The 18,303-nt window shown below is 60.3% G+C and carries 17 protein-coding genes; 3 read left to right on the forward strand and 14 right to left on the reverse strand.

Annotated elements, in window-relative coordinates; genetic code table 11:
- Window position 1: 1 nt before the first annotated feature.
- The 8 genes from pabC to ACR52_RS26305 form a co-directional block, all read right to left on the reverse strand.
- Window positions 2-817 (reverse strand): aminodeoxychorismate lyase, encoded by an 816-nt coding sequence (gene pabC / locus ACR52_RS26270; RefSeq protein WP_048730934.1) that lies wholly within the window; start codon window positions 815-817, stop codon window positions 2-4.
- Window positions 817-2,061, reverse strand: coding sequence for a beta-ketoacyl-ACP synthase II (fabF, locus tag ACR52_RS26275; protein ID WP_048730935.1), 1,245 nt, complete (start codon window positions 2,059-2,061; stop codon window positions 817-819). Before fabF ends, pabC begins: the two co-directional genes overlap by 1 nt.
- 146 nt (window positions 2,062-2,207) lie before the next feature.
- Window positions 2,208-2,444 (reverse strand): acyl carrier protein, encoded by a 237-nt coding sequence (gene acpP / locus ACR52_RS26280; RefSeq protein WP_003442511.1) that lies wholly within the window; start codon window positions 2,442-2,444, stop codon window positions 2,208-2,210.
- Window positions 2,445-2,637: 193 nt separating this feature from the next.
- Window positions 2,638-3,381 (reverse strand): 3-oxoacyl-ACP reductase FabG, encoded by a 744-nt coding sequence (fabG, locus tag ACR52_RS26285; protein WP_048730941.1) that lies wholly within the window; start codon window positions 3,379-3,381, stop codon window positions 2,638-2,640.
- A gap of 45 nt (window positions 3,382-3,426) precedes the next feature.
- Window positions 3,427-4,365, reverse strand: coding sequence for an ACP S-malonyltransferase (gene fabD / locus ACR52_RS26290; RefSeq protein ID WP_048730944.1), 939 nt, complete (start codon window positions 4,363-4,365; stop codon window positions 3,427-3,429).
- 140 nt (window positions 4,366-4,505) lie between these two features.
- Complete coding sequence (plsX, locus tag ACR52_RS26295; RefSeq protein ID WP_082143249.1) at window positions 4,506-5,516, reverse strand: phosphate acyltransferase PlsX; 1,011 nt, start codon at window positions 5,514-5,516, stop codon at window positions 4,506-4,508.
- Between the two features lie 4 nt (window positions 5,517-5,520).
- Window positions 5,521-5,703, reverse strand: a complete 183-nt coding sequence (gene rpmF, locus ACR52_RS26300; RefSeq protein ID WP_008152339.1) for a 50S ribosomal protein L32 — start codon at window positions 5,701-5,703, stop codon at window positions 5,521-5,523.
- A gap of 13 nt (window positions 5,704-5,716) precedes the next feature.
- A complete protein-coding gene (locus ACR52_RS26305) occupies window positions 5,717-6,247 on the reverse strand; it encodes a YceD family protein (RefSeq protein ID WP_048730948.1) in 531 nt (176 codons plus the stop codon).
- Window positions 6,248-6,352: 105 nt separating this feature from the next.
- Between ACR52_RS26305 and ACR52_RS26310 the strand changes: the two genes are divergently transcribed.
- Complete coding sequence (locus ACR52_RS26310) at window positions 6,353-6,931, forward strand: Maf family protein (protein ID WP_048730950.1); 579 nt, start codon at window positions 6,353-6,355, stop codon at window positions 6,929-6,931.
- 131 nt (window positions 6,932-7,062) lie between these two features.
- On the opposite strand, the gene ACR52_RS26315 is transcribed toward ACR52_RS26310, so the two are convergent.
- The 3 genes from ACR52_RS26315 to rluC are packed head-to-tail and all read right to left on the reverse strand — an operon-like array spanning window position 7,063 to window position 9,676.
- Window positions 7,063-8,046 (reverse strand): S49 family peptidase, encoded by a 984-nt coding sequence (locus ACR52_RS26315; protein ID WP_048730952.1) that lies wholly within the window; start codon window positions 8,044-8,046, stop codon window positions 7,063-7,065.
- Window positions 8,047-8,067: 21 nt separating this feature from the next.
- On the reverse strand, window positions 8,068-8,730 hold the full coding sequence (locus ACR52_RS26320) for an HAD-IA family hydrolase (RefSeq protein WP_048730953.1): 663 nt from the start codon (window positions 8,728-8,730) through the stop codon (window positions 8,068-8,070).
- Window positions 8,717-9,676 carry a 23S rRNA pseudouridine(955/2504/2580) synthase RluC gene (rluC, locus tag ACR52_RS26325; RefSeq protein ID WP_048730954.1) on the reverse strand — a complete coding sequence of 320 codons (960 nt, stop codon included), beginning with the start codon at window positions 9,674-9,676 and terminating at the stop codon, window positions 8,717-8,719. The genes ACR52_RS26320 and rluC overlap by 14 nt, the downstream gene beginning before the upstream one ends.
- Before the next feature lie 768 nt (window positions 9,677-10,444).
- Between rluC and rne the strand changes: the two genes are divergently transcribed.
- A complete protein-coding gene (rne, locus tag ACR52_RS26330; protein WP_048730956.1) occupies window positions 10,445-13,651 on the forward strand; it encodes a ribonuclease E in 3,207 nt (1,068 codons plus the stop codon).
- Between the two features lie 109 nt (window positions 13,652-13,760).
- On the opposite strand, the gene ACR52_RS26335 is transcribed toward rne, so the two are convergent.
- The 3 genes from ACR52_RS26335 to ACR52_RS26345 form a co-directional block, all read right to left on the reverse strand.
- Window positions 13,761-14,351: a nucleotidyltransferase family protein gene (locus ACR52_RS26335; RefSeq protein ID WP_048730958.1), complete on the reverse strand. Its 591-nt coding sequence runs from the start codon at window positions 14,349-14,351 to the stop codon at window positions 13,761-13,763.
- Window positions 14,348-15,334 (reverse strand): XdhC family protein, encoded by a 987-nt coding sequence (locus tag ACR52_RS26340; protein WP_048730961.1) that lies wholly within the window; start codon window positions 15,332-15,334, stop codon window positions 14,348-14,350. The genes ACR52_RS26335 and ACR52_RS26340 overlap by 4 nt, the downstream gene beginning before the upstream one ends.
- Before the next feature lie 249 nt (window positions 15,335-15,583).
- Entirely contained in the window at window positions 15,584-16,915 is a 1,332-nt protein-coding gene (locus tag ACR52_RS26345) for a dicarboxylate/amino acid:cation symporter (protein ID WP_048730962.1), read from the reverse strand.
- A gap of 339 nt (window positions 16,916-17,254) precedes the next feature.
- On the opposite strand from ACR52_RS26345, the gene ACR52_RS26350 reads away from it, so the two are divergent.
- The gene (locus ACR52_RS26350; protein WP_048730964.1) at window positions 17,255-18,253 is read left to right on the forward strand and encodes an AraC family transcriptional regulator; all 999 of its coding nucleotides are present in this window, start codon (window positions 17,255-17,257) and stop codon (window positions 18,251-18,253) included.
- Window positions 18,254-18,303 lie beyond the last annotated feature (50 nt).

Below are 18,303 nucleotides of genomic sequence, written 5' to 3' on the forward strand. Positions count from 1 at the left end.
CTCAAATATCCAATAGCGCGCGAACAATGCCCTGCAGTTTACGGGTGAGCGGCCCAACCGGCCAGCTCATCGCAGCGCACCCGCGCACCGGCCAAATGCCATAAACGCTGTTGCACACGAAGACTTCATCCGCCTGCTGCAATTCTTCAAGGCTGATGTCGGCCACGGCCACCGGGACGTCCAGCGCATGTGCCTGGGCCATTACCTCGGCGCGCATCACGCCGGCGACACCGCAGCGATGCAGATCAGCGGTTAGTAACAAACCATTGCGCACCAAAAACAGGTTGCTGAACACACCTTCGATGACGCGGCCGGACATATCCAGCATCAAACCTTCGGTATGCTCGGCGTCTTGCCATTCGGCACGCGCGATCACTTGTTCGAGGCGATTGAGGTGCTTGAGACCGGCCAGCAGCGGCTGCTCGGCCAAGCGGGTGGCGCACGGAAACAGGCGGATGCCGTCCGTTCCATGGGCCTGGGGATAGGTGGCGGGCGGACTGCCCTGCAAGATACGGCGCACCAGAGCGCCAGGGTTGATGCCATAACCGCGCAGGCTGTCGCCACGGGTGAGGATCAACTTGAGAACACCGTCGCCGAGGGCAGCGGCATAAGCCAGCACTTCGCTGCGGACCAGCACGTGATCCGCAACCAGCGCCAACCGCCTGCACCCCTCATCGAGACGTTGCAGGTGGCGGTCGAGCAGCAAGGGCTGCCCGGCCTTGACGGCGATGGTCTCGAACAGGCCATCACCATACGCCAGGCCGCGATCTTTCAGGGGCACAGTGTCCGCTGGCTGACCGTCGACCCAGCTGTGCATCACTCGGCGAACCGGCGGAACACCAGGGAACCGTTGGTGCCACCAAAACCGAACGAGTTGGACAACACCACGTCGATCGGCATTTTCTGCGCTTCGTGAGGCACGAAGTTCAGGTCGCAGCCTTCGTCCGGCTCATCAAGGTTGATGGTCGGCGGAGCAACCTGGTCCTTGATGGCCATCACACTGAAGATCGCCTCGACCGCGCCTGCCGCACCCAACAGGTGGCCGGTCATGGACTTGGTAGAGCTGACCGCCAGCTTGTAGGCGTGCTCGCCGAACACCGACTTGATGGCCTCGGCTTCCGCCAGGTCACCCGTCGCAGTCGAGGTGCCGTGGGCGTTGATGTACTGCACCTGGTCCGCATTGATCTTCGCATCGCGCAAGGCGTTGGTAATACAACGCGCGGCACCGGCACCGTCGGACGGTGGCGAGGTCATGTGGTAGGCGTCGCCGCTCATGCCAAAGCCGATAAGCTCGGCGTAGATGGTGGCACCACGCGCTTTTGCGTGTTCCAACTCTTCCAGCACCAGAGCACCGGCGCCGTCCGCCAGCACAAAACCGTCGCGGCCTTTGTCCCACGGACGACTGGCACGGGCCGGTTCGTCGTTGCGCGTCGACAACGCACGGGATGCGCCGAAGCCACCCATGCCCAGGCCGCAGGCGGCCATTTCAGCACCACCGGCGATCATCACGTCCGCTTCGTCATAGGCGATGTTGCGCGCGGCCATGCCGATGCAGTGAGTACCCGTAGTGCACGCCGTTGCGATGGCGTAGTTGGGCCCCTGTGCGCCCAAGTGGATGGACAGGAAGCCGGAAATCATATTGATGATCGAACCCGGGACGAAGAACGGTGAAATTCGACGAGGGCCGGACTCGTGCAACGTGCGGCTGGTTTCTTCGATATTGGTCAGACCGCCAATACCCGAACCCATGGCAACGCCGATGCGCTCACGGTTGGCGTCGGTGACTTCCAGGCCAGCGTTACGCACTGCCTGAAAACCGGCTGCCAGGCCGTATTGAATGAACAGGTCGAGTTTGCGGGATTCTTTGACCGAGAGATATTCCTCGACATTGAAACCCTTTACCGAGCCGCCAAAACGGGTGGAATAGACAGAAAGGTCCGTGTGTTCGATCAGACCAATACCACTGCGGCCAGCCAGAATGCCCTGCCAACTGCTCGGCACATCCGTACCCAGTGGCGACAACATACCCATACCGGTGACTACGACGCGTCTACGCGACACAGCACTCTCCTTTTTTTCTTGATGACGACACTTCGCTTCAGCGCTCACTCTTCATCAGAGCTAGGTTTCATCAAAGCTAAAGAAAAAACCGCACGCCGTTACAGCAGTGCGGTTTTTCCCTAACAGCAAGCGACGACTACAAACTATTACGCCTGGTGGTTCGTAACGTAGTCGATAGCAGCTTGAACAGTAGTGATTTTTTCAGCTTCTTCGTCCGGGATTTCGGTCTCGAATTCCTCTTCCAGAGCCATCACCAGCTCAACGGTGTCAAGGGAGTCGGCACCCAGGTCTTCAACGAAGGAAGCAGTGTTGACCACTTCTTCTTCTTTAACGCCCAGTTGCTCGGCAACGATTTTCTTGACGCGCTCTTCGATGGTGCTCATACCTTGTTTTCACTCCTAATGGACAAATTCAGGCAGCTGGCCAGTGGGTAAGTGTATAGAAAGACTTTTCAGTTTTTCAACTGAAAGCTTCACCCTCGTACCCGGTCGGCCACCTGCCTATAAATTAAGTTGCAGCTTTATAACGGATTTTAGACAGCTCGTATGACATTTTTTTGAAGCGATCCGTCACAATTTAACTCATGTACATCCCGCCGTTCACCGGGATTGTAGCCCCAGTCACGTATGCCGCACCGTCGGATGCCAGGAAAGTGACCACATTCGCGATCTCTTGAGCCTGGCCCAGACGGCCCAGCGGAATCTGCGTCAGCAAGGCTTCACGCTGCGCTTCCGGCAGTTCGCGGGTCATATCGGTGTCGATGAACCCAGGGGCCACCGAGTTGACCGTAATCGACCGCGAACCGACTTCACGCGCCAATGCGCGGCTGAAACCTTCCAGACCGGCCTTGGCCGCTGCGTAGTTTACTTGGCCTGCGTTGCCCATGGCACCCACTACGGAGCCAATATTGATAATTCGACCCCAACGCGCCTTGGTCATGCCACGCAAAACACCCTTGGACAGGCGAAACAGACTGTTCAAGTTGGTATCGACCACGTCATGCCACTCGTCGTCTTTCATGCGCATCATCAAGTTATCGCGGGTGATACCGGCGTTGTTAACCAGAATAGCCGGTGCGCCAAACTGTGCAGTGATCGCAGCCAATACGGCGGCCACGGATTCATCGCTGGTCACGTTCAGCTCAAGGCCGGTGCCTTGAACGCCGTTTTCCTTCAAGGTCGCGGCGATACGCTCGGCGCCCGAGGCGGAAGTGGCGGTGCCGATCACAACGGCGCCCTGACGGCCCAGTTCCAGGGCGATCGCCTGGCCAATGCCACGGCTGGCGCCCGTGACCAGTGCAACTTTACCTTGCAGACTCATGCAGGCTTCTCCTAAGTTCGGGGATCGTGATTCAGGATTAAGAGTTCAGGCCTGTGCCGCACGAGCGGCAGCGAAGGCATCCGGGGTATTGAGGTTGGCAGTCGACACGCCTTCGGCGCAGCGCTTGTTCAGCCCGCCCAGGACCTTGCCCGGGCCACACTCGACCAGCACAGTGGCGCCGTTGGCAGCCAGGGTCTGGACCGATTCAACCCAGCGCACAGGCTTGTAGAGTTGCTCCAGCAGGTCGCGCTTGAGTGTCTCGAGGTCGGCGACCACGGCCGCGCTGACGTTCTGCACCAGCGGGATCTGCGGCGCCTGCCAGTTGATGGCCTCGATGGACTCGGCAAAACGCTCCGCTGCCGGGCGCATCAGCTCGCAGTGGGAGGGCACACTCACCGGCAACGGCAGCGCACGCTTGGCACCACGAGCCTTGCAGCCTTCGATGGCACGCTCAACAGCAGCCTTGGCACCGGCAATCACCACCTGGCCAGGGGAATTGAAGTTCACCGCACTGACCACTTCACCCTGGGCCGCTTCGGCGCAGGCTGCAATCACGTCAGCATCTTCCAGGCCGAGAATAGCGGCCATGCCGCCCTGCCCGGCCGGAACGGCTTCCTGCATCAGTTGGCCACGACGCTCGACCAACTTGACCGCCTCACCGAGGGTCAGGCTGCCCGCCGCCACCAGGGCGCTGTATTCACCCAGGCTGTGACCGGCCACGTAAGCCGGGCGCGCGCCGCCTTCGGCCAGCCACAAGCGCCACAGGGCGATCGAAGCGGTCAGGATGGCCGGCTGGGTTTTATCGGTTTGATTGAGCTGTTCTTCCGGCCCCTGCTGGGTCAACGCCCACAGGTCGTAACCCAGGGCATCGGAAGCTTCCTTGAAGGTTTCCAGGATCAACGGATATTGCGCGCCCAACTCGGCCAACATGCCGAGGGACTGCGAACCCTGCCCTGGGAAGACGAATGCGAGGGATGTAGACATGTAACAAGCCCCTAAATGATCGGGTCGTCGGAAATAGTCGCTCCCGATCTTAAAATGAATGGTGGGAGCGCACGAAACTGACAGATTGGATGGTCAATTGAACCGGCCGGTCACATTTAAGCATTCCCGGGCCGATTCGCCTAAGACAACAGATCCTCAAGACGGCCGTGCAAGCGTTGCGGCAGGTTTTCCTGGATCTCGATAAGGGCCCGCGCAATCGCGCTCTGAAAGCCCTGTACGCCCGCTGAGCCATGGCTTTTCACTACGATGCCCTGCAACCCGAGAAAACTCGCCCCATTATGCCGTGCCGGCGCCAGGTCGGCCTGCAGCCGACGCATCAATGGCAACGCCAGGGCGCCGACCATGCGTGACACCAGGCTCTGCTTGAACAAGGCTTCGATGCGCGTGGCGATCATCGTCGCCAGGCCTTCGCTGGACTTGAGCAGGATATTGCCGACAAAACCGTCGCACACCACCACATCCGCCTCGCCCCGGTACAAACCGTCACCTTCGACATAGCCGATATAGTTCAGCCCCCGCGCGCCCTGCAACAACGTGGCGGCGAGCTTGACCTGCTGATTACCCTTGATGTCTTCGGTGCCGATATTCAGCAAGGCCACCCGCGGCCGGACAACGCCCAGCGCTTCGGCAGCCACCGACCCCATCACGGCAAACTGGAACAGGTGCTCGGCGCTGCAATCGACATTCGCCCCAAGATCCAACAGCTGGCAATAGCCTTTCTGCGTTGGAATCGCCGCCACCATCGCAGGACGATCTATACCCGGCAGCGTCTTGAGCACATACCGCGACAACGCCATTAACGCTCCAGTATTGCCGGCACTGACACACGCTTGCACCTTGCCATCACGCAACAGCTCGAGGGCCACCCGCATTGAAGAGTCGGGCTTGCCACGCAAGGCCGTCGCAGGCTTGTCGTCCATGCTGATAGTTTCACTGGCCGGAGTAACCGTCAGGCGCGCGCGATCCACCGCCGGATGGCTGGCAATCAGTTCTTCAAGAAGGGTAGGTTGACCGACGAGGGTCAGGTGCAGCGAGGGCGTGGCAGTTAGGCTGGCAATGCAGGCCTGAACAATGCTGCGGGGACCGAAGTCCCCGCCCATTGCGTCAATCGCGATGACTTGAGCAGACAAGTGATTACTCGTCAGCGCCCTTGTCGATCACTTTACGGCCACGGTATACGCCTTCTGGCGATACGTGGTGACGCAGGTGAATTTCACCGGTGGTTTTTTCTACAGACAGAGTGCTTGCCGTCAGGGCGTCGTGCGAACGACGCATGTCACGGGCAGAGCGGGATTTTTTGTTCTGCTGAACAGCCATAATTGATTAACTCCTAAACGTTTGGGTCACGCTTTAACTGCGCCAATACACTGAACGGGTTGGACCGCGTTACCTCGTCCTCGCTCGGTTCGAGCTCGTCATCGAGCCCCTCCGGCTGCTGGCATTCTTCCGGATGATGAGCAGGCACAATGGGCAAGGCGAGCAGAAGCTCCTCCTCGATCAGTGCATGCAGATCCAATGGATCTTCGCCCAGTTCCAGCACGTCATAACCTTTCGGCAACGACTGGGTATTCGCACCCTCTTTCACCACAGCATAACTGCACTCGCTGTGGATCGGCAGGGTGACCAGCTCAAGACAACGCTGGCAAACCATTTTGACCTCGGTGTCGATAAAGCTGTGAATTACCACAGATTTACGTTCATCTCGTTCAAAAACGAATTTGGCCTGCACCGTACCGACAGTGTCGGAAAGCGGGTCGCAGAGTCTCTCCAAATCGGCCAGCAGCAACTTACCTTCAAGGGAAGTGCCACGATCAGCCAATTTGCGCGGGTCAATGTGAGGTGGAATCGGGTCATTCAACATAGGCGCAGCATTATAGGGATGCACCCAGCCATGTCAAAGGAAATTCAGCCCTGTGCGTCGGCCGGTCGCCCCGTTAGAATTCGAAGCTGCCCCGAGGAGACGCCCATGCTGCCTTTATTACTCGCTTCCAGCTCGGTTTATCGCCGGGAATTGCTCAGCCGCCTGCACCTGCCGTTCACCTGCAGCTCGCCGGATATCGACGAAAGCCATCGCACAGATGAGTCCGCCGTCGAGCTGGTCAAGCGCCTGGCCGAACAGAAGGCCCGCGCACTCGCCGGCAGCCACCCAGGGCACCTGATCATCGGCTCGGACCAGGTGGCCGCGCTCGACGGCCGGATCATCGGCAAACCCCACACCTTCGAGAACGCACGCGAACAACTGCTGGCAGCCAGCGGCAAGCGTGTGAGCTTCCTGACCGGGCTTGCCCTGCTGAACAGCGAGACCGGACACTGCCAGGTCGACTGCGTGCCGTTTACCGTACACATGCGCGAGCTGGACGCAGAACGTATCGAACGTTACCTGCGCATCGAGCAGCCCTACGACTGCGCAGGCAGCTTCAAGGCGGAAGGGTTGGGGGTGAGCCTGTTTCAAAGCACCGAAGGGCCGGATGCGACAAGCCTGGTGGGACTGCCGCTGATTCGCCTGGTGGATATGCTGCAGGCCGAAGGCGTGCAAATCCCTTAAATACACCGCAAAACCAAATGTGGGAGGGGGCTTGCTCCCGATTGCGGTGGGTCAGCTACAGATAAGCTGGCTGATCCACTGCTATCGGGAGCAAGCCCCCTCCCACATTTATCTACACAGACCTTGAGATCTCAGCGCAGGGTCGGGCCCTGGAAGCCCATGTACAGGGCCAACTTCTCCGCCACGCTGGCGCCGAGCTTCTTGGAGAAACGATCAAACGGCGACTCCTCAACGGTGAAGTCCACCAACTCCTTCTCACCAATCACGTCCCGCGCCACCGAACTGGCACTGCCCAGACCATCGATCAAGCCCAGCGGCAAGGCCTGCTCACCCGACCAAACCAGCCCAGAGAACAGCTCTGGATGATCTTTATCCTTCAGCCGATCGCCACGCCCCTGCTTGACGCTGGCAATGAACTGACGATGAGTGGTATCGAGCACGCCCTGCCAGAACTGGGTTTCGTCAGCCTTTTGCGGTTGGAACGGATCGAGGAAGGACTTGTGCTCACCCGAGGTATAAGTGCGGCGCTCCACACCCAGCTTCTCCATGGTGCCGACAAAGCCGTAACCGGCCGCCGTCACACCGATGGAACCCACCAGACTGGCCTTGTCGGCATAGATCTGGTCGGCGGCACTGGCTATGTAATAGGCGCCCGAGGCACCCAGGTCGGAAATCACCGCATACAGCTTGATTTCCGGGTGCAGGGCGCGCAGGCGGCGAATCTCGTCATACACATAACCCGACTGCACAGGGCTGCCGCCCGGGCTGTTGATGCGCAGGATCACACCCTTGACCTTGGGGTCTTCAAACGCGGTGCGCAGGCTGCTGACGATATTGTCGGCACTGGCGGCCTCCTTGTCGGCAATCACGCCACGCACTTCGATCAGGGCGGTGTAATTGGCGCCACGGGTCGCGCTTTTTTCCATGTCCATCAGCGGACTGAACAGCGCCAGCATGCCGAGCAGGTAAACAAAGGTCAGCAGCTTGAAGAAAATCCCCCAACGCCGTGAACGACGCTGCTCCTGGACGCTGGCCAGGAGGGTTTTCTCCAACAGTTTCCAGCTCTTGTCATCACCGCTCTCGGCCTTTTCGGGCGCCTTCCATTCGTCACTCATGCCATTAACCCCAGCAAAGACTTATTGAGCCCGGCCGAGCCAGGCGTGCAACTCAGAAAAATGATCGATCGTCAGCCTGGGCTCATAAACCTGCAAGGCCTCGGCAGACTGGGCGCCATAACTGACCGCCACACTGTCAATGCCAGCATTGCGCGCCATCATCAGGTCGAAGGACGCATCACCCACCATCAATGCCTCGCGCGGCGACACGCCACAGTGCGCAAGGATCTGCTCGAGCATCAGAGGGTGAGGCTTGCTGGCGGTTTCATCCGCAGCGCGGGTGATATCAAAGTAATTTTCCCAGCCATGGGCACCGAGCACGCGATCCAGTCCGCGACGAGCCTTACCAGTGGCCACGGCGAGGTGATAGCCCTCGGCGCGGAACGCCGCCAGGGATTGCCTCACACCGTCGAACAGCGGCGACGGCTCGGCCTCCAGGGCGATGTAGTGATCGGCGTAGTGCTCGCGGAACGCTACCAGCTCAGTGTCATCGATCTCGGGGTACAAGGTGCGGATCGCCTCAGGCAAGCCCAGGCCGATAATGCCCTTGACTGCCAGGTCGCTGCACAGCTCATAGCCCGAACGGGTCGAAGCCATGTGCATCGACTCGACAATCCGGCCAATGGAATCACACAGGGTGCCGTCCCAATCGAAAATCAGCAGCTTGTAATCACGGTGCGACACTCAAACGCTCCACGGTCTTGGCCCACATCTCATCGACCGGCGCCTGCAGCTTCAGCTCGCCACCATCGGGCAGCGGCACGGTGAGCATGTAGGCGTGCAGGAACAGGCGCTTGCCGCCCAGATCGCGAATCTCCTTGGAGAAACCCTCGTCGCCGTACTTGGTGTCGCCGGCAATGCAGTGGCCCGCATGCAGGGTGTGCACGCGAATCTGGTGAGTACGCCCGGTGACCGGCTTGGCCTCAACCATGGTGGCGAAATCGCCGAAACGGCGCAGCACCTTGAACAGGGTCAGGGCTTCTTTGCCCTCCTCATCCACTTCGACCATACGTTCGCCGGAGCGCAGGTTGCTCTTCTGCAACGGCGCGCGGACGCTCTTGATCGAACTGGCCCAGTTGCCACGCACCAGCGCCATGTAGCGTTTGTCCACGCCATCGCCACGCAGGGCGGTGTGCAGGTGGCGCAACATGCTGCGCTTCTTGGCGATCATGAGCAGGCCAGAGGTGTCGCGGTCCAGACGGTGGACCAGCTCCAACTCCTTGGCATCCGGGCGCAGTTGGCGAAAGGCCTCAATCACCCCGTAATTCAGACCGCTGCCGCCGTGAACCGCAATGCCACACGGCTTGTTGATCACGATCAGCTTGTTGTCTTCGAAGACAATTGAGGCTTCCAGGCGCTGTAAAAGGCCCTGGGCCAGCGGCACAGGTTCGTCACGCTCAGGCACGCGCACCGGAGGCACACGGACGATATCGCCCGCCTGCAACTTGTACTCGGGCTTGATCCGGCCCTTGTTCACGCGCACTTCGCCTTTACGCAAGATGCGGTAGATCAAGGTCTTGGGCACGCCTTTGAGCCTGGCCAGGAGAAAATTGTCGATGCGTTGGCCGGCATATTCCGGCGAGACCTCAAGCAGCTGGACGCTGGGGGTCTGGGGGGCGGTAGTCGTCATAGCGGCGATGATAACAATTTTTTATGGAATTGAAGCACTTAATCATTGCTGCTATAGTCGCGAACGCCGCCAAAAGCGGCCTGGACAGAGGACTTGCGGCAAATTGCCGGCCCTGACCATCGCAATTCATCAGGACGCGAGGCCGTCCTACGGGGCTTTCGCCACCTTGGAAGGCTCAGGATTGTAACAAGCGCAGGTGACATGAGGCCTGAAGCGAGTGCAGATAGCAGAGTGAATACTCGCATTTTGCGCCGATATTTACGGCCAGTTCACAAAGTGCAGTCAGTCTTGAGGCACACCACGGCGAATGCTTCGGAAACAACGCCTGTTAAGAGCCGAGTGAGAGCGCAGTCGCCCACACTTGGTCTTGTTTAGCCATGAGCGTGGACTCCCCATTGGAGAACACGGTAAATGCCAACCCGCTGCGGATTCTGCGCGCGGCAGCACCCGAATTATCAGGGATACGTGTAGGGTGGAGATGCACAACCGTCGGACCGTGTAGCACTAGGCTTATATTTAGACGCTTCATCTCGTCCACAGTCGCCGGTTGATTCCTCCTCCTGACCTTAGCTTTTGTTGAAGTGGTGCCTTTGTCACCACCGCTAACAAGCAGGACGCGTCCGTCGCGATACCAGCCCAATTGGCCGGTTATTGCTGGACACTGGAGTGGCCAACCACTCTTGACGCACCTGACACCGACCGTGAGAAGTCGTGTGTGCCGAACGCCGTTTCCGGCAGCCCGGAAACCGACGGTACAACATGAAAAGAATGCTGATTAACGCAACTCAACCCGAAGAGTTGCGTGTTGCACTGGTAGATGGCCAACGCCTCTACGACCTGGACATCGAATCCGGTGCACGCGAGCAAAAGAAGGCCAACATCTATAAAGGCCGTATTACTCGCATCGAACCAAGCCTTGAGGCTGCCTTTGTCGATTTCGGCTCCGAGCGCCACGGCTTCCTGCCCCTCAAAGAAATCTCCCGCGAATACTTCAAGAAAGCCCCTGAAGGCCGCGTGAACATCAAGGACGTCCTGAGCGAAGGCCAGGAAGTCATCGTTCAGGTGGAAAAAGAAGAACGTGGCAACAAGGGCGCCGCCCTGACCACCTTCATCAGCCTGGCAGGCCGTTACCTGGTCCTGATGCCGAACAACCCGCGTGCTGGCGGTATCTCCCGTCGCATCGAAGGCGAAGAGCGCAACGAACTGCGTGAAGCGCTGAACGGTTTGATCGCACCCGCCGACATGGGCCTGATCGTTCGCACTGCAGGCCTGGGCCGCAGCAGCGAAGAAATGCAGTGGGACCTCGACTACCTGCTGCAACTGTGGACCGCCATCAAAGAAGCCTCGCTGGATCGCTCCGCGCCATTCCTGATCTACCAGGAAAGCAACGTGATCATCCGCGCCATCCGCGATTACCTGCGCCAGGACATCGGCGAAGTACTGATCGACAGCGTTGAGGCCCAGGACGAAGCCCTGACCTTCATCCGCCAGGTGATGCCGCAGTACGCCAGCAAGATCAAGTTGTACGAAGACAGCGTTCCGCTGTTCAACCGTTTCCAGATCGAAAGCCAGATCGAGACCGCTTTCCAGCGCGTGGTCGAACTGCCTTCCGGCGGCTCCATCGTGATCGACCCGACCGAAGCCCTGGTGTCCATCGACATCAACTCGGCGCGCGCCACGAAGGGTAGCGACATCGAAGAAACCGCCCTGCAGACCAACCTGGAAGCGGCTGAAGAAATCGCCCGCCAGTTGCGCCTGCGTGACATCGGCGGCCTGATCGTGATCGACTTCATCGACATGACCCCTGCCAAGAACCAGCGCGCCGTGGAAGAGAAAGTCCGCGAATGCCTGGAAGCTGACCGTGCCCGCGTGCAAGTCGGCCGCATCTCGCGCTTCGGCCTGCTGGAAATGTCCCGTCAGCGCCTGCGTCCATCCCTGGGCGAAAGCAGCGGCATCGTCTGCCCGCGCTGCAACGGCACCGGCATCATCCGTGACGTTGAATCGCTGTCCCTGGCGATCCTGCGCCTGATCGAAGAAGAAGCCCTGAAAGACCGCACTGCCGAAGTCCGCGCGCAAGTGCCGATCCCGGTTGCAGCCTTCCTGCTCAACGAAAAACGCAACTCGATCACCAAGATCGAACTGCGCACCCGTGCACGTATCGTCATCCTCCCGAACGACCATCTCGAAACGCCGCACTTCGAAGTGCAGCGCCTGCGTGATGACAGCCCGGAAGCCCACACCAATCAGTCCAGCTACGAAATCGCTGCTGCCGCTGCCGAAGTGGAAGAAGTCCAGCCAGCCGCCGCGACCCGCACCCTGGTTCGCCAGGAAGCTGCCGTGAAGACCGCACCGGCGCGTGCCAACGCACCGGTTCCGGTTGAAGTCACCGCTCCGGTTGCCGCGCCGGCCGCCCTTCCTGAGCCAAGCCTGTTCAAAGGCCTGGTGAAGTCGCTGGTCAGCCTGTTCGCTACCAAGGAAGAGCCTGCTGCTGCGGTTGTGGTCGAAAAACCTGCCAGCGAACGCCCGGCGCGCAACGAAGAACGTCGCAACGGTCGCCAGCAGAGCCGTAACCGCAACGGTCGCCGTGACGAAGAACGCAAGCCTCGTGAAGAACGTGCACCGCGTGAAGAACGCGCCCCCCGTGAAGAACGTGCGCCTCGCGAAGCCCGTGAAGACACCCCGGCCGTAGCCCGCGAAGAACGTGCACCGCGTGAAGAGCGCGCACCACGTACTCCACGTGCCCCGCGCGAAGATCGCAAGCCACGTGGCGAGCGTGAAGAGCGCGTGCGTGAACTGCGCGAGCCACTGGACGCTGCGCCTGCCGCTGCTGTTGCCGCTGTTGCCGACACCGAAGAACGCCCGGCTCGCCAGCCGCGTGAAGAGCGTGCGCCACGTGAAGAGCGTCAACCACGTGCACCGCGTGAAGAACGTCAACCGCGTGCCGAACAAGCCGCTGCCAGCGAAGAAGAGGAAGTGCTGAACGGCGAAGAGCAACTGCAGGACGACGGTCAGGACAACGCCGAAGGCGATCGTCCACGCCGCCGCTCCCGTGGCCAGCGTCGTCGCAGCAACCGTCGTGAGCGTCAGCGTGATGCCAACGGCAACGTGATCGAAGGCTCGGAAGAGACCGGCGAGAACGCAGAAGCCGCTACCGGCGAACCGACTGGCGCCGAACTGGCTGCCGGCCTGGCCGTTACCGCTGCTGTTGCCAGCTCGGTCATCAGCGCACCTGCTGAAGCCCAGGCTCACGAGCAGGCTGAACGCGCCACCGCCTCCGTCGAAGAGACCACAGTAGTAGAAGCGCCAGTCGCCGAGACTCCAGTGGTTGAAGCGCCGCTCGTTGAAGCCACCACCCCGATCGAAGCCCCAGTGGTTCCGGAAGTGGAAGTGGTACCGGTTCACGAAGCCCAGCCAGAAGCCGAAGTAGCCGCTGTTGAGCCAGCACCTGTGGTTGAACAACAGCCAGTGGTTGAAGCCGTTGTTGAAGCCCCGGTTGTGGAAGAAGCTGCCCCGGCAGTGCGTGAAGTTCGCGAAGAACAGACCGCCTTCCAGTGGACTGCAGAGCCAGCTGCCCCGGCTGAAGCGCCAGTCGCTGCCCCTGTGGTAGAAGAAGCGCCTGCTCCGGTTGCCGAAGTGGTTGAAGCCGCTCCGGTTGTGGTTGCCGAGCCTGAGCCTGTGATTGAAGCGCCAGTGGTTGCCGAAGTCGCCGCTCCGGTGGTTGAAGCTGCGCCTGCCAGCGCCCTGACCGAAAACGGCCGTGCGCCGAACGACCCACGTGAAGTGCGTCGTCGTCGCAAGGAAGCCGAAGCTGCCGCCGCTGCAGCCGCTGCCGCACCGGCTGCTGCCGAAGTGGTCGAGGCGCCAGCGCCGGTTGCTGAAACCGTGGTTGAGCACACTGCCCCATCCGTCGACGACGTGGCAGAGCACCACCCAAAGGCCCTGGAAGAAGAGCACGAGCCTAAACCCCTCGTCTGATTCCATCAGCCACTAAAAAGCCCCGCCTGAGTGATCAGGCGGGGCTTTTTTATGCACGCAAGTTTTGTGCTGGCTTAGAGGCCGTCATCACTGACAAGCCAGCGCCTGATCAGGTGGGAGCGAAACTCAATGATTGCGGCACATCCACATCCCAGAGCACGCCAGGGTCATCCAACGGCACCTCCCTTACGGTGGCGTGCGCAAATAGCGGCTTGGCCCCACGATCCCCCTTCAACGCCATCAAGCTCGGCCCGAACGCAGAGCCAAACGCCACAGGATGCCCGTACTCATCACCGCACACGGGCACGCCGATGCCGTCTGCCGTCACCGCGTCAATCACCCGTTCAATACTCGACGACAGAATAAACGGCATATCTCCCAGCACTACCAACCAGCCATCCGCCGAACCACTGGCCGCAACGGCCGCCGCAATACTGTCGCCCATACCCGCCGAGCGCAGCAGCAACACTTCGCAGCCGTAGGCTTCTGCCAAGCGTATGACATCGAGCCGATCCGGCGAGGTCACCACCCAGCGCTCCACAACGCCCTCTGGCAAATTCACCAGCACTTGCTCGATCACCGGCCGCGTCACGCCATCCCTGCCTACGCAATCTGCCAGCAACTTATCCTGACCCGCCCCCGCTTCAGCCCGAAAACGACTGCCCTGCCCCGCCGCCAGAACGATCGCCGTGACCATCACTCAGCCACCACCGCCAGCGGCTTTTTCTGCAACGGCGCCACGCCGTTCTTGATCGCGACAATTTCCGCCATCAGCGACAACGCAATCTCCGCAGGTGTGTGGCTGCCGATGTGCAAACCAATCGGCCCGTGCAAACGCGCGATGGCATCGGCAGACAGTCCCAACGCCGCCAGGTTTTCCCGGCGTTTCTGGCTATTGACCCGCGACCCCAGCGCACCGATATAGAACGCGCTGGAATTCAACGCCGTCAGCAACGCCATATCGTCCAAACGCGGGTCATGGGTCAGGCAGACGATGGCGGTGCGCTCGTCGGTCTGGATATTCAGCACCGCTTCATCCGGCATACCGGGCACGAAGCGGCCGTGCTGTTCTTCCCAGCCGTAGACAAATTCTTCGCGCGGGTCGCAGATGAGCACTTCGAAATCCAGCAATCGCGCCATTTGCGCCACATAACGCGACAGCTGCCCGGCGCCGATCAACAGCAGGCGCCAGCGCGGGCCGTAGATGGCGCGCAAGCGCTCGCCATCGAATGTCACGATGTCGGTCTTGCTCGCTCCGCTCAAGCTCACTTCGCCCGTGGCCAGGTCCAACTCCCGGGCGACAATTTCATGGGCTTCACAGCGCGCCAGCAATTGGGCGACCCAATCCCACTCATCCACGCGTTCCTCGGTCAGGCGCAGGGTGCCGCCACAGGGCAGGCCAAAACGTGCGGCTTCGTCGCGCGTCACGCCGTAGGTCACCAGTTGTACCGGTGGCCCGTCATCAGCCAAGCGACCATCCTGTAGGCGCGCAATCAAGTCGTCTTCGATGCATCCACCGGACACCGAGCCAATCACCACCCCATCGCCACGCAGGGCCAGCATCGCCCCCGGCGGGCGCGGCGCACTGCCCCAGGTCTGGACCACGCTGTACAACACCACCCGCTGCCCGGCGCGGCGCCATTCCAGCACGCTGCGCAGGACATTCAGATCCACACTGTCCACAAAACCTCCTGCACGCGCTTGAGCGCAAATGCCCGCATGATGATTGGGTTTAGAACGGGGTAGCGGGTGCGAGTTTCATCGGCGCACCGTTAGGCGCTGCTTTGGATGAACTGCCTCACGCGAATCTGATGAAGTATTCACTTTATGTAAATCAAAAATCTCGATAAGTGATCGGCAGAAACGCAAACGCCCCGAACCAGTCGGGGCGTTTGCGGATTGCTGTGGGCGTCAGTTCACGCCATCAGCGTCTTACTTGATAACCGGTGCAGGACCTTCAGCCACGCCCAGGTCATCTTCTTCACGGGTATCGGAGATACCACGACCACCGGAAGCCAACTCGCTTTGCAGCTGATCGGTGTCCAGTTCCTTGACCCACTTGGCCACAACCAGGGTGGCAACGGCGTTACCGACCAGGTTGGTCAGTGCGCGGGCTTCGGACATGAAGCGGTCGATACCCAGGATCAGCGCCAGGCCGGCAACCGGCAAGTGGCCAACAGCCGACAGGGTTGCAGCCAGTACGATGAAGCCGCTACCGGTCACGCCTGCAGCGCCTTTGGAGGACAGCAGCAGCACCAGCAGCAAGGTGATCTGGTGAGTGATGTCCATGTGGGTGTCAGTCGCCTGAGCGATGAACACGGCAGCCATGGTCAGGTAAATCGACGTACCGTCGAGGTTGAAGGAGTAGCCAGTCGGGATCACCAGGCCTACTACGGATTTCTTCGCGCCCAGACGCTCCATCTTGATCAGCATGCGTGGCAGTGCGGATTCGGAGGAGGAAGTACCCAGTACGATCAACAGTTCTTCACGGATGTAGCGGATCAGTTTCAGTACGCTGAAACCGTGAGCGCGGCAGATACCACCCAGTACCACCAGCACGAACAGCAGGCAGGTGATGTAGAAGCAGATCATCAACTGGCCCAGTTGCACCAGGGAACCTACACCGTAGGCACCGATGGTGAACGCCATGGCGCCCAGGGCACCGATTGGCGCGAGCTTCATGATCATGTTGATGATGTTGAACATCACGTGGGCGAAGCGATCGATGAAGTCCAGCACCGGCTTGCCGTAGGCACCCAGGCGATGCAGGGCGAAACCGAAGATCACCGAGAACATCAGCACTTGCAGGATATCGCCGTTGGCGAAGGCGCCGACGATGGTGTTAGGAATGACGTTGAGGATGAAGCCGACGATGCTCTGGTCCTTACCGGCAGTCACGTAGGCCGCTACTTTGGAGGCGTCCAGGGTCGCTACGTCGATGTGCATGCCGGCGCCCGGTTGCACAACGTTCACCACGATCAGGCCGATCAGCAGGGCGATGGTAGAAACGACTTCGAAGTACAGCAGCGCATAACCGCCGGTTTTGCCGACCGATTTCATGTTTTGCATGCCAGCGATACCGCTGACAACGGTGCAGAAGATGATCGGGGCGATGACCATTTTGATCAGTTTGATAAACCCGTCACCCAGCGGCTTGAGGGCCACACCGGTCTGCGGGTAGAAGTGACCGAGCAAAATACCGATAACGATTGCGACGATCACCTGGAAATACAGGGATTTATAGATTGGCTGACGAGTCGTCATTGCAAAGTTCCTCAATCGTACCGTGTGGCAAATATCCGCCATTGCCCACGACACTTGAATTGCGAACCCTCCTGCACTGGAGGGATTTGTTGTTTGCGAGACCTGTAGGACCAAGCCTGCGCTGTAATCTTTATCGCAAACGTCGTGCCACTTTTCTGAAAATCCCTGGAGGCCCTTAGACATCAGGCCTGGGCGGTTTCACACGCTTGTCAGGGCTGCCAACAAGGTGGCGGATTTCCGCCCACCCACCCAGTCTCGTCCTACAATTTGGCGGATATCCGCCTTGTCGCCTCTGCGGGTGCTGGTTACCATCCACCCCTCCATGGACGAGGCACTTGCATGCGTGAACGTACCATCGCCAGTCACTACGCCCGGGCCGCCCTCGGCGGTGCGCGCCGGGCCGGTTACGACTACTCGGGCCTGCTGCAGCAGGTGGGCATCACCCCGCAACTGCTGACCGAACCCCGAGCCCGCATCGCGCCCGAACAATTTACCCGGCTGCTGCAAATGCTCTGGCTGGCGCTGGACGACGAGTACCTGGGATTTGCCGAAGGCCCGAGCAAGCGCGGCACCTTCGCCATGATGTGCCACGCATTGATCCATTGCCGCACCCTGGAGAAGGCTCTGGAACGCGGCTTATTATTTTATGGCCTATTCCCGCAGGGACCGCGCTGGCAGCTGACTCGCGAAGGCGAAATGGCTCGTTTGAGCCTGGACGACTCGCAGCTGTGGGACCCGGATCACTTCCTCAGCGAGTGCCTGTTGGTGATCTGGCATCGCCTGGGCAGTTGGTTAATCGGCCAGCGCATCCGGCTGGAGCAGGCCACATTCAGCTACCCAACGCCCGCCCACGCCAGTGAATATGACCTGCTCTTCCCCTGCCCTCAGGTATTCGGCGCGCCGAACAGCAGCCTGGTGTTTCATGCGCGCTACCTGAGCCTGCCGCTGTTGCAGGACGAGCGCACGCTCAAGCATTTCCTGGAACGATCCCCCGCCGACCTGTTGTCTCGCCCGGATGAAGGCGACAGTTTGAGCAGCCAATTGCGACGCCTGCTGAGCCGCGACCGCACGCCCTGGCCAGACCTGGAAGCCGTCGCCCAGCACCTGCACATCAGCCCGCAGACCCTGCGCCGGCATTTGCGTGAGGAAGGCACCAGCTTTCAGGCACTCAAGGATGAACTGCGGCGGGACATCGCCATCTTCCACCTGGGGCGGGCGGACTTGTCATTGCAGGAGATTGCCGAGCAGTTGGGGTTTTCTGAACCGTCGGCGTTTCATCGCGCGTTCAAGAAGTGGACGGGATTGACGCCGGGTGCTTACCGCGCACAAGAGAATTAGGGCCTAACATCGCATCCTATGGCTGTTGTGAGCCGGTTTGTTGTGGCGAG

The organism is Pseudomonas fildesensis, assembly GCF_001050345.1.
GTDB lineage: Bacteria > Pseudomonadota > Gammaproteobacteria > Pseudomonadales > Pseudomonadaceae > Aquipseudomonas > Aquipseudomonas fildesensis.

Bases quoted from the DNA above. Each gene is read 5' to 3' on its own strand.
- rne (WP_048730956.1), top strand. From the start codon at position 10,445: ATGCTGATTAACGCAACTCAACCCGAAGAGTTGCGTGTTGCACTGGTA.
- fabD (WP_048730944.1), bottom strand. From the start codon at position 4,365: ATGTCTACATCCCTCGCATTCGTCTTCCCAGGGCAGGGTTCGCAGTCC.
- fabG (WP_048730941.1), bottom strand. From the start codon at position 3,381: ATGAGTCTGCAAGGTAAAGTTGCACTGGTCACGGGCGCCAGCCGTGGC.
- acpP (WP_003442511.1), bottom strand. From the start codon at position 2,444: ATGAGCACCATCGAAGAGCGCGTCAAGAAAATCGTTGCCGAGCAACTG.
- ACR52_RS26315 (WP_048730952.1), bottom strand. From the start codon at position 8,046: ATGAGTGACGAATGGAAGGCGCCCGAAAAGGCCGAGAGCGGTGATGAC.
- pabC (WP_048730934.1), bottom strand. From the start codon at position 817: ATGCACAGCTGGGTCGACGGTCAGCCAGCGGACACTGTGCCCCTGAAA.
- ACR52_RS26310 (WP_048730950.1), top strand. From the start codon at position 6,353: ATGCTGCCTTTATTACTCGCTTCCAGCTCGGTTTATCGCCGGGAATTG.
- ACR52_RS26305 (WP_048730948.1), bottom strand. From the start codon at position 6,247: ATGTTGAATGACCCGATTCCACCTCACATTGACCCGCGCAAATTGGCT.
- rluC (WP_048730954.1), bottom strand. From the start codon at position 9,676: ATGACGACTACCGCCCCCCAGACCCCCAGCGTCCAGCTGCTTGAGGTC.
- rpmF (WP_008152339.1), bottom strand. From the start codon at position 5,703: ATGGCTGTTCAGCAGAACAAAAAATCCCGCTCTGCCCGTGACATGCGT.
- ACR52_RS26345 (WP_048730962.1), bottom strand. From the start codon at position 16,915: ATGACGACTCGTCAGCCAATCTATAAATCCCTGTATTTCCAGGTGATC.
- ACR52_RS26350 (WP_048730964.1), top strand. From the start codon at position 17,255: ATGCGTGAACGTACCATCGCCAGTCACTACGCCCGGGCCGCCCTCGGC.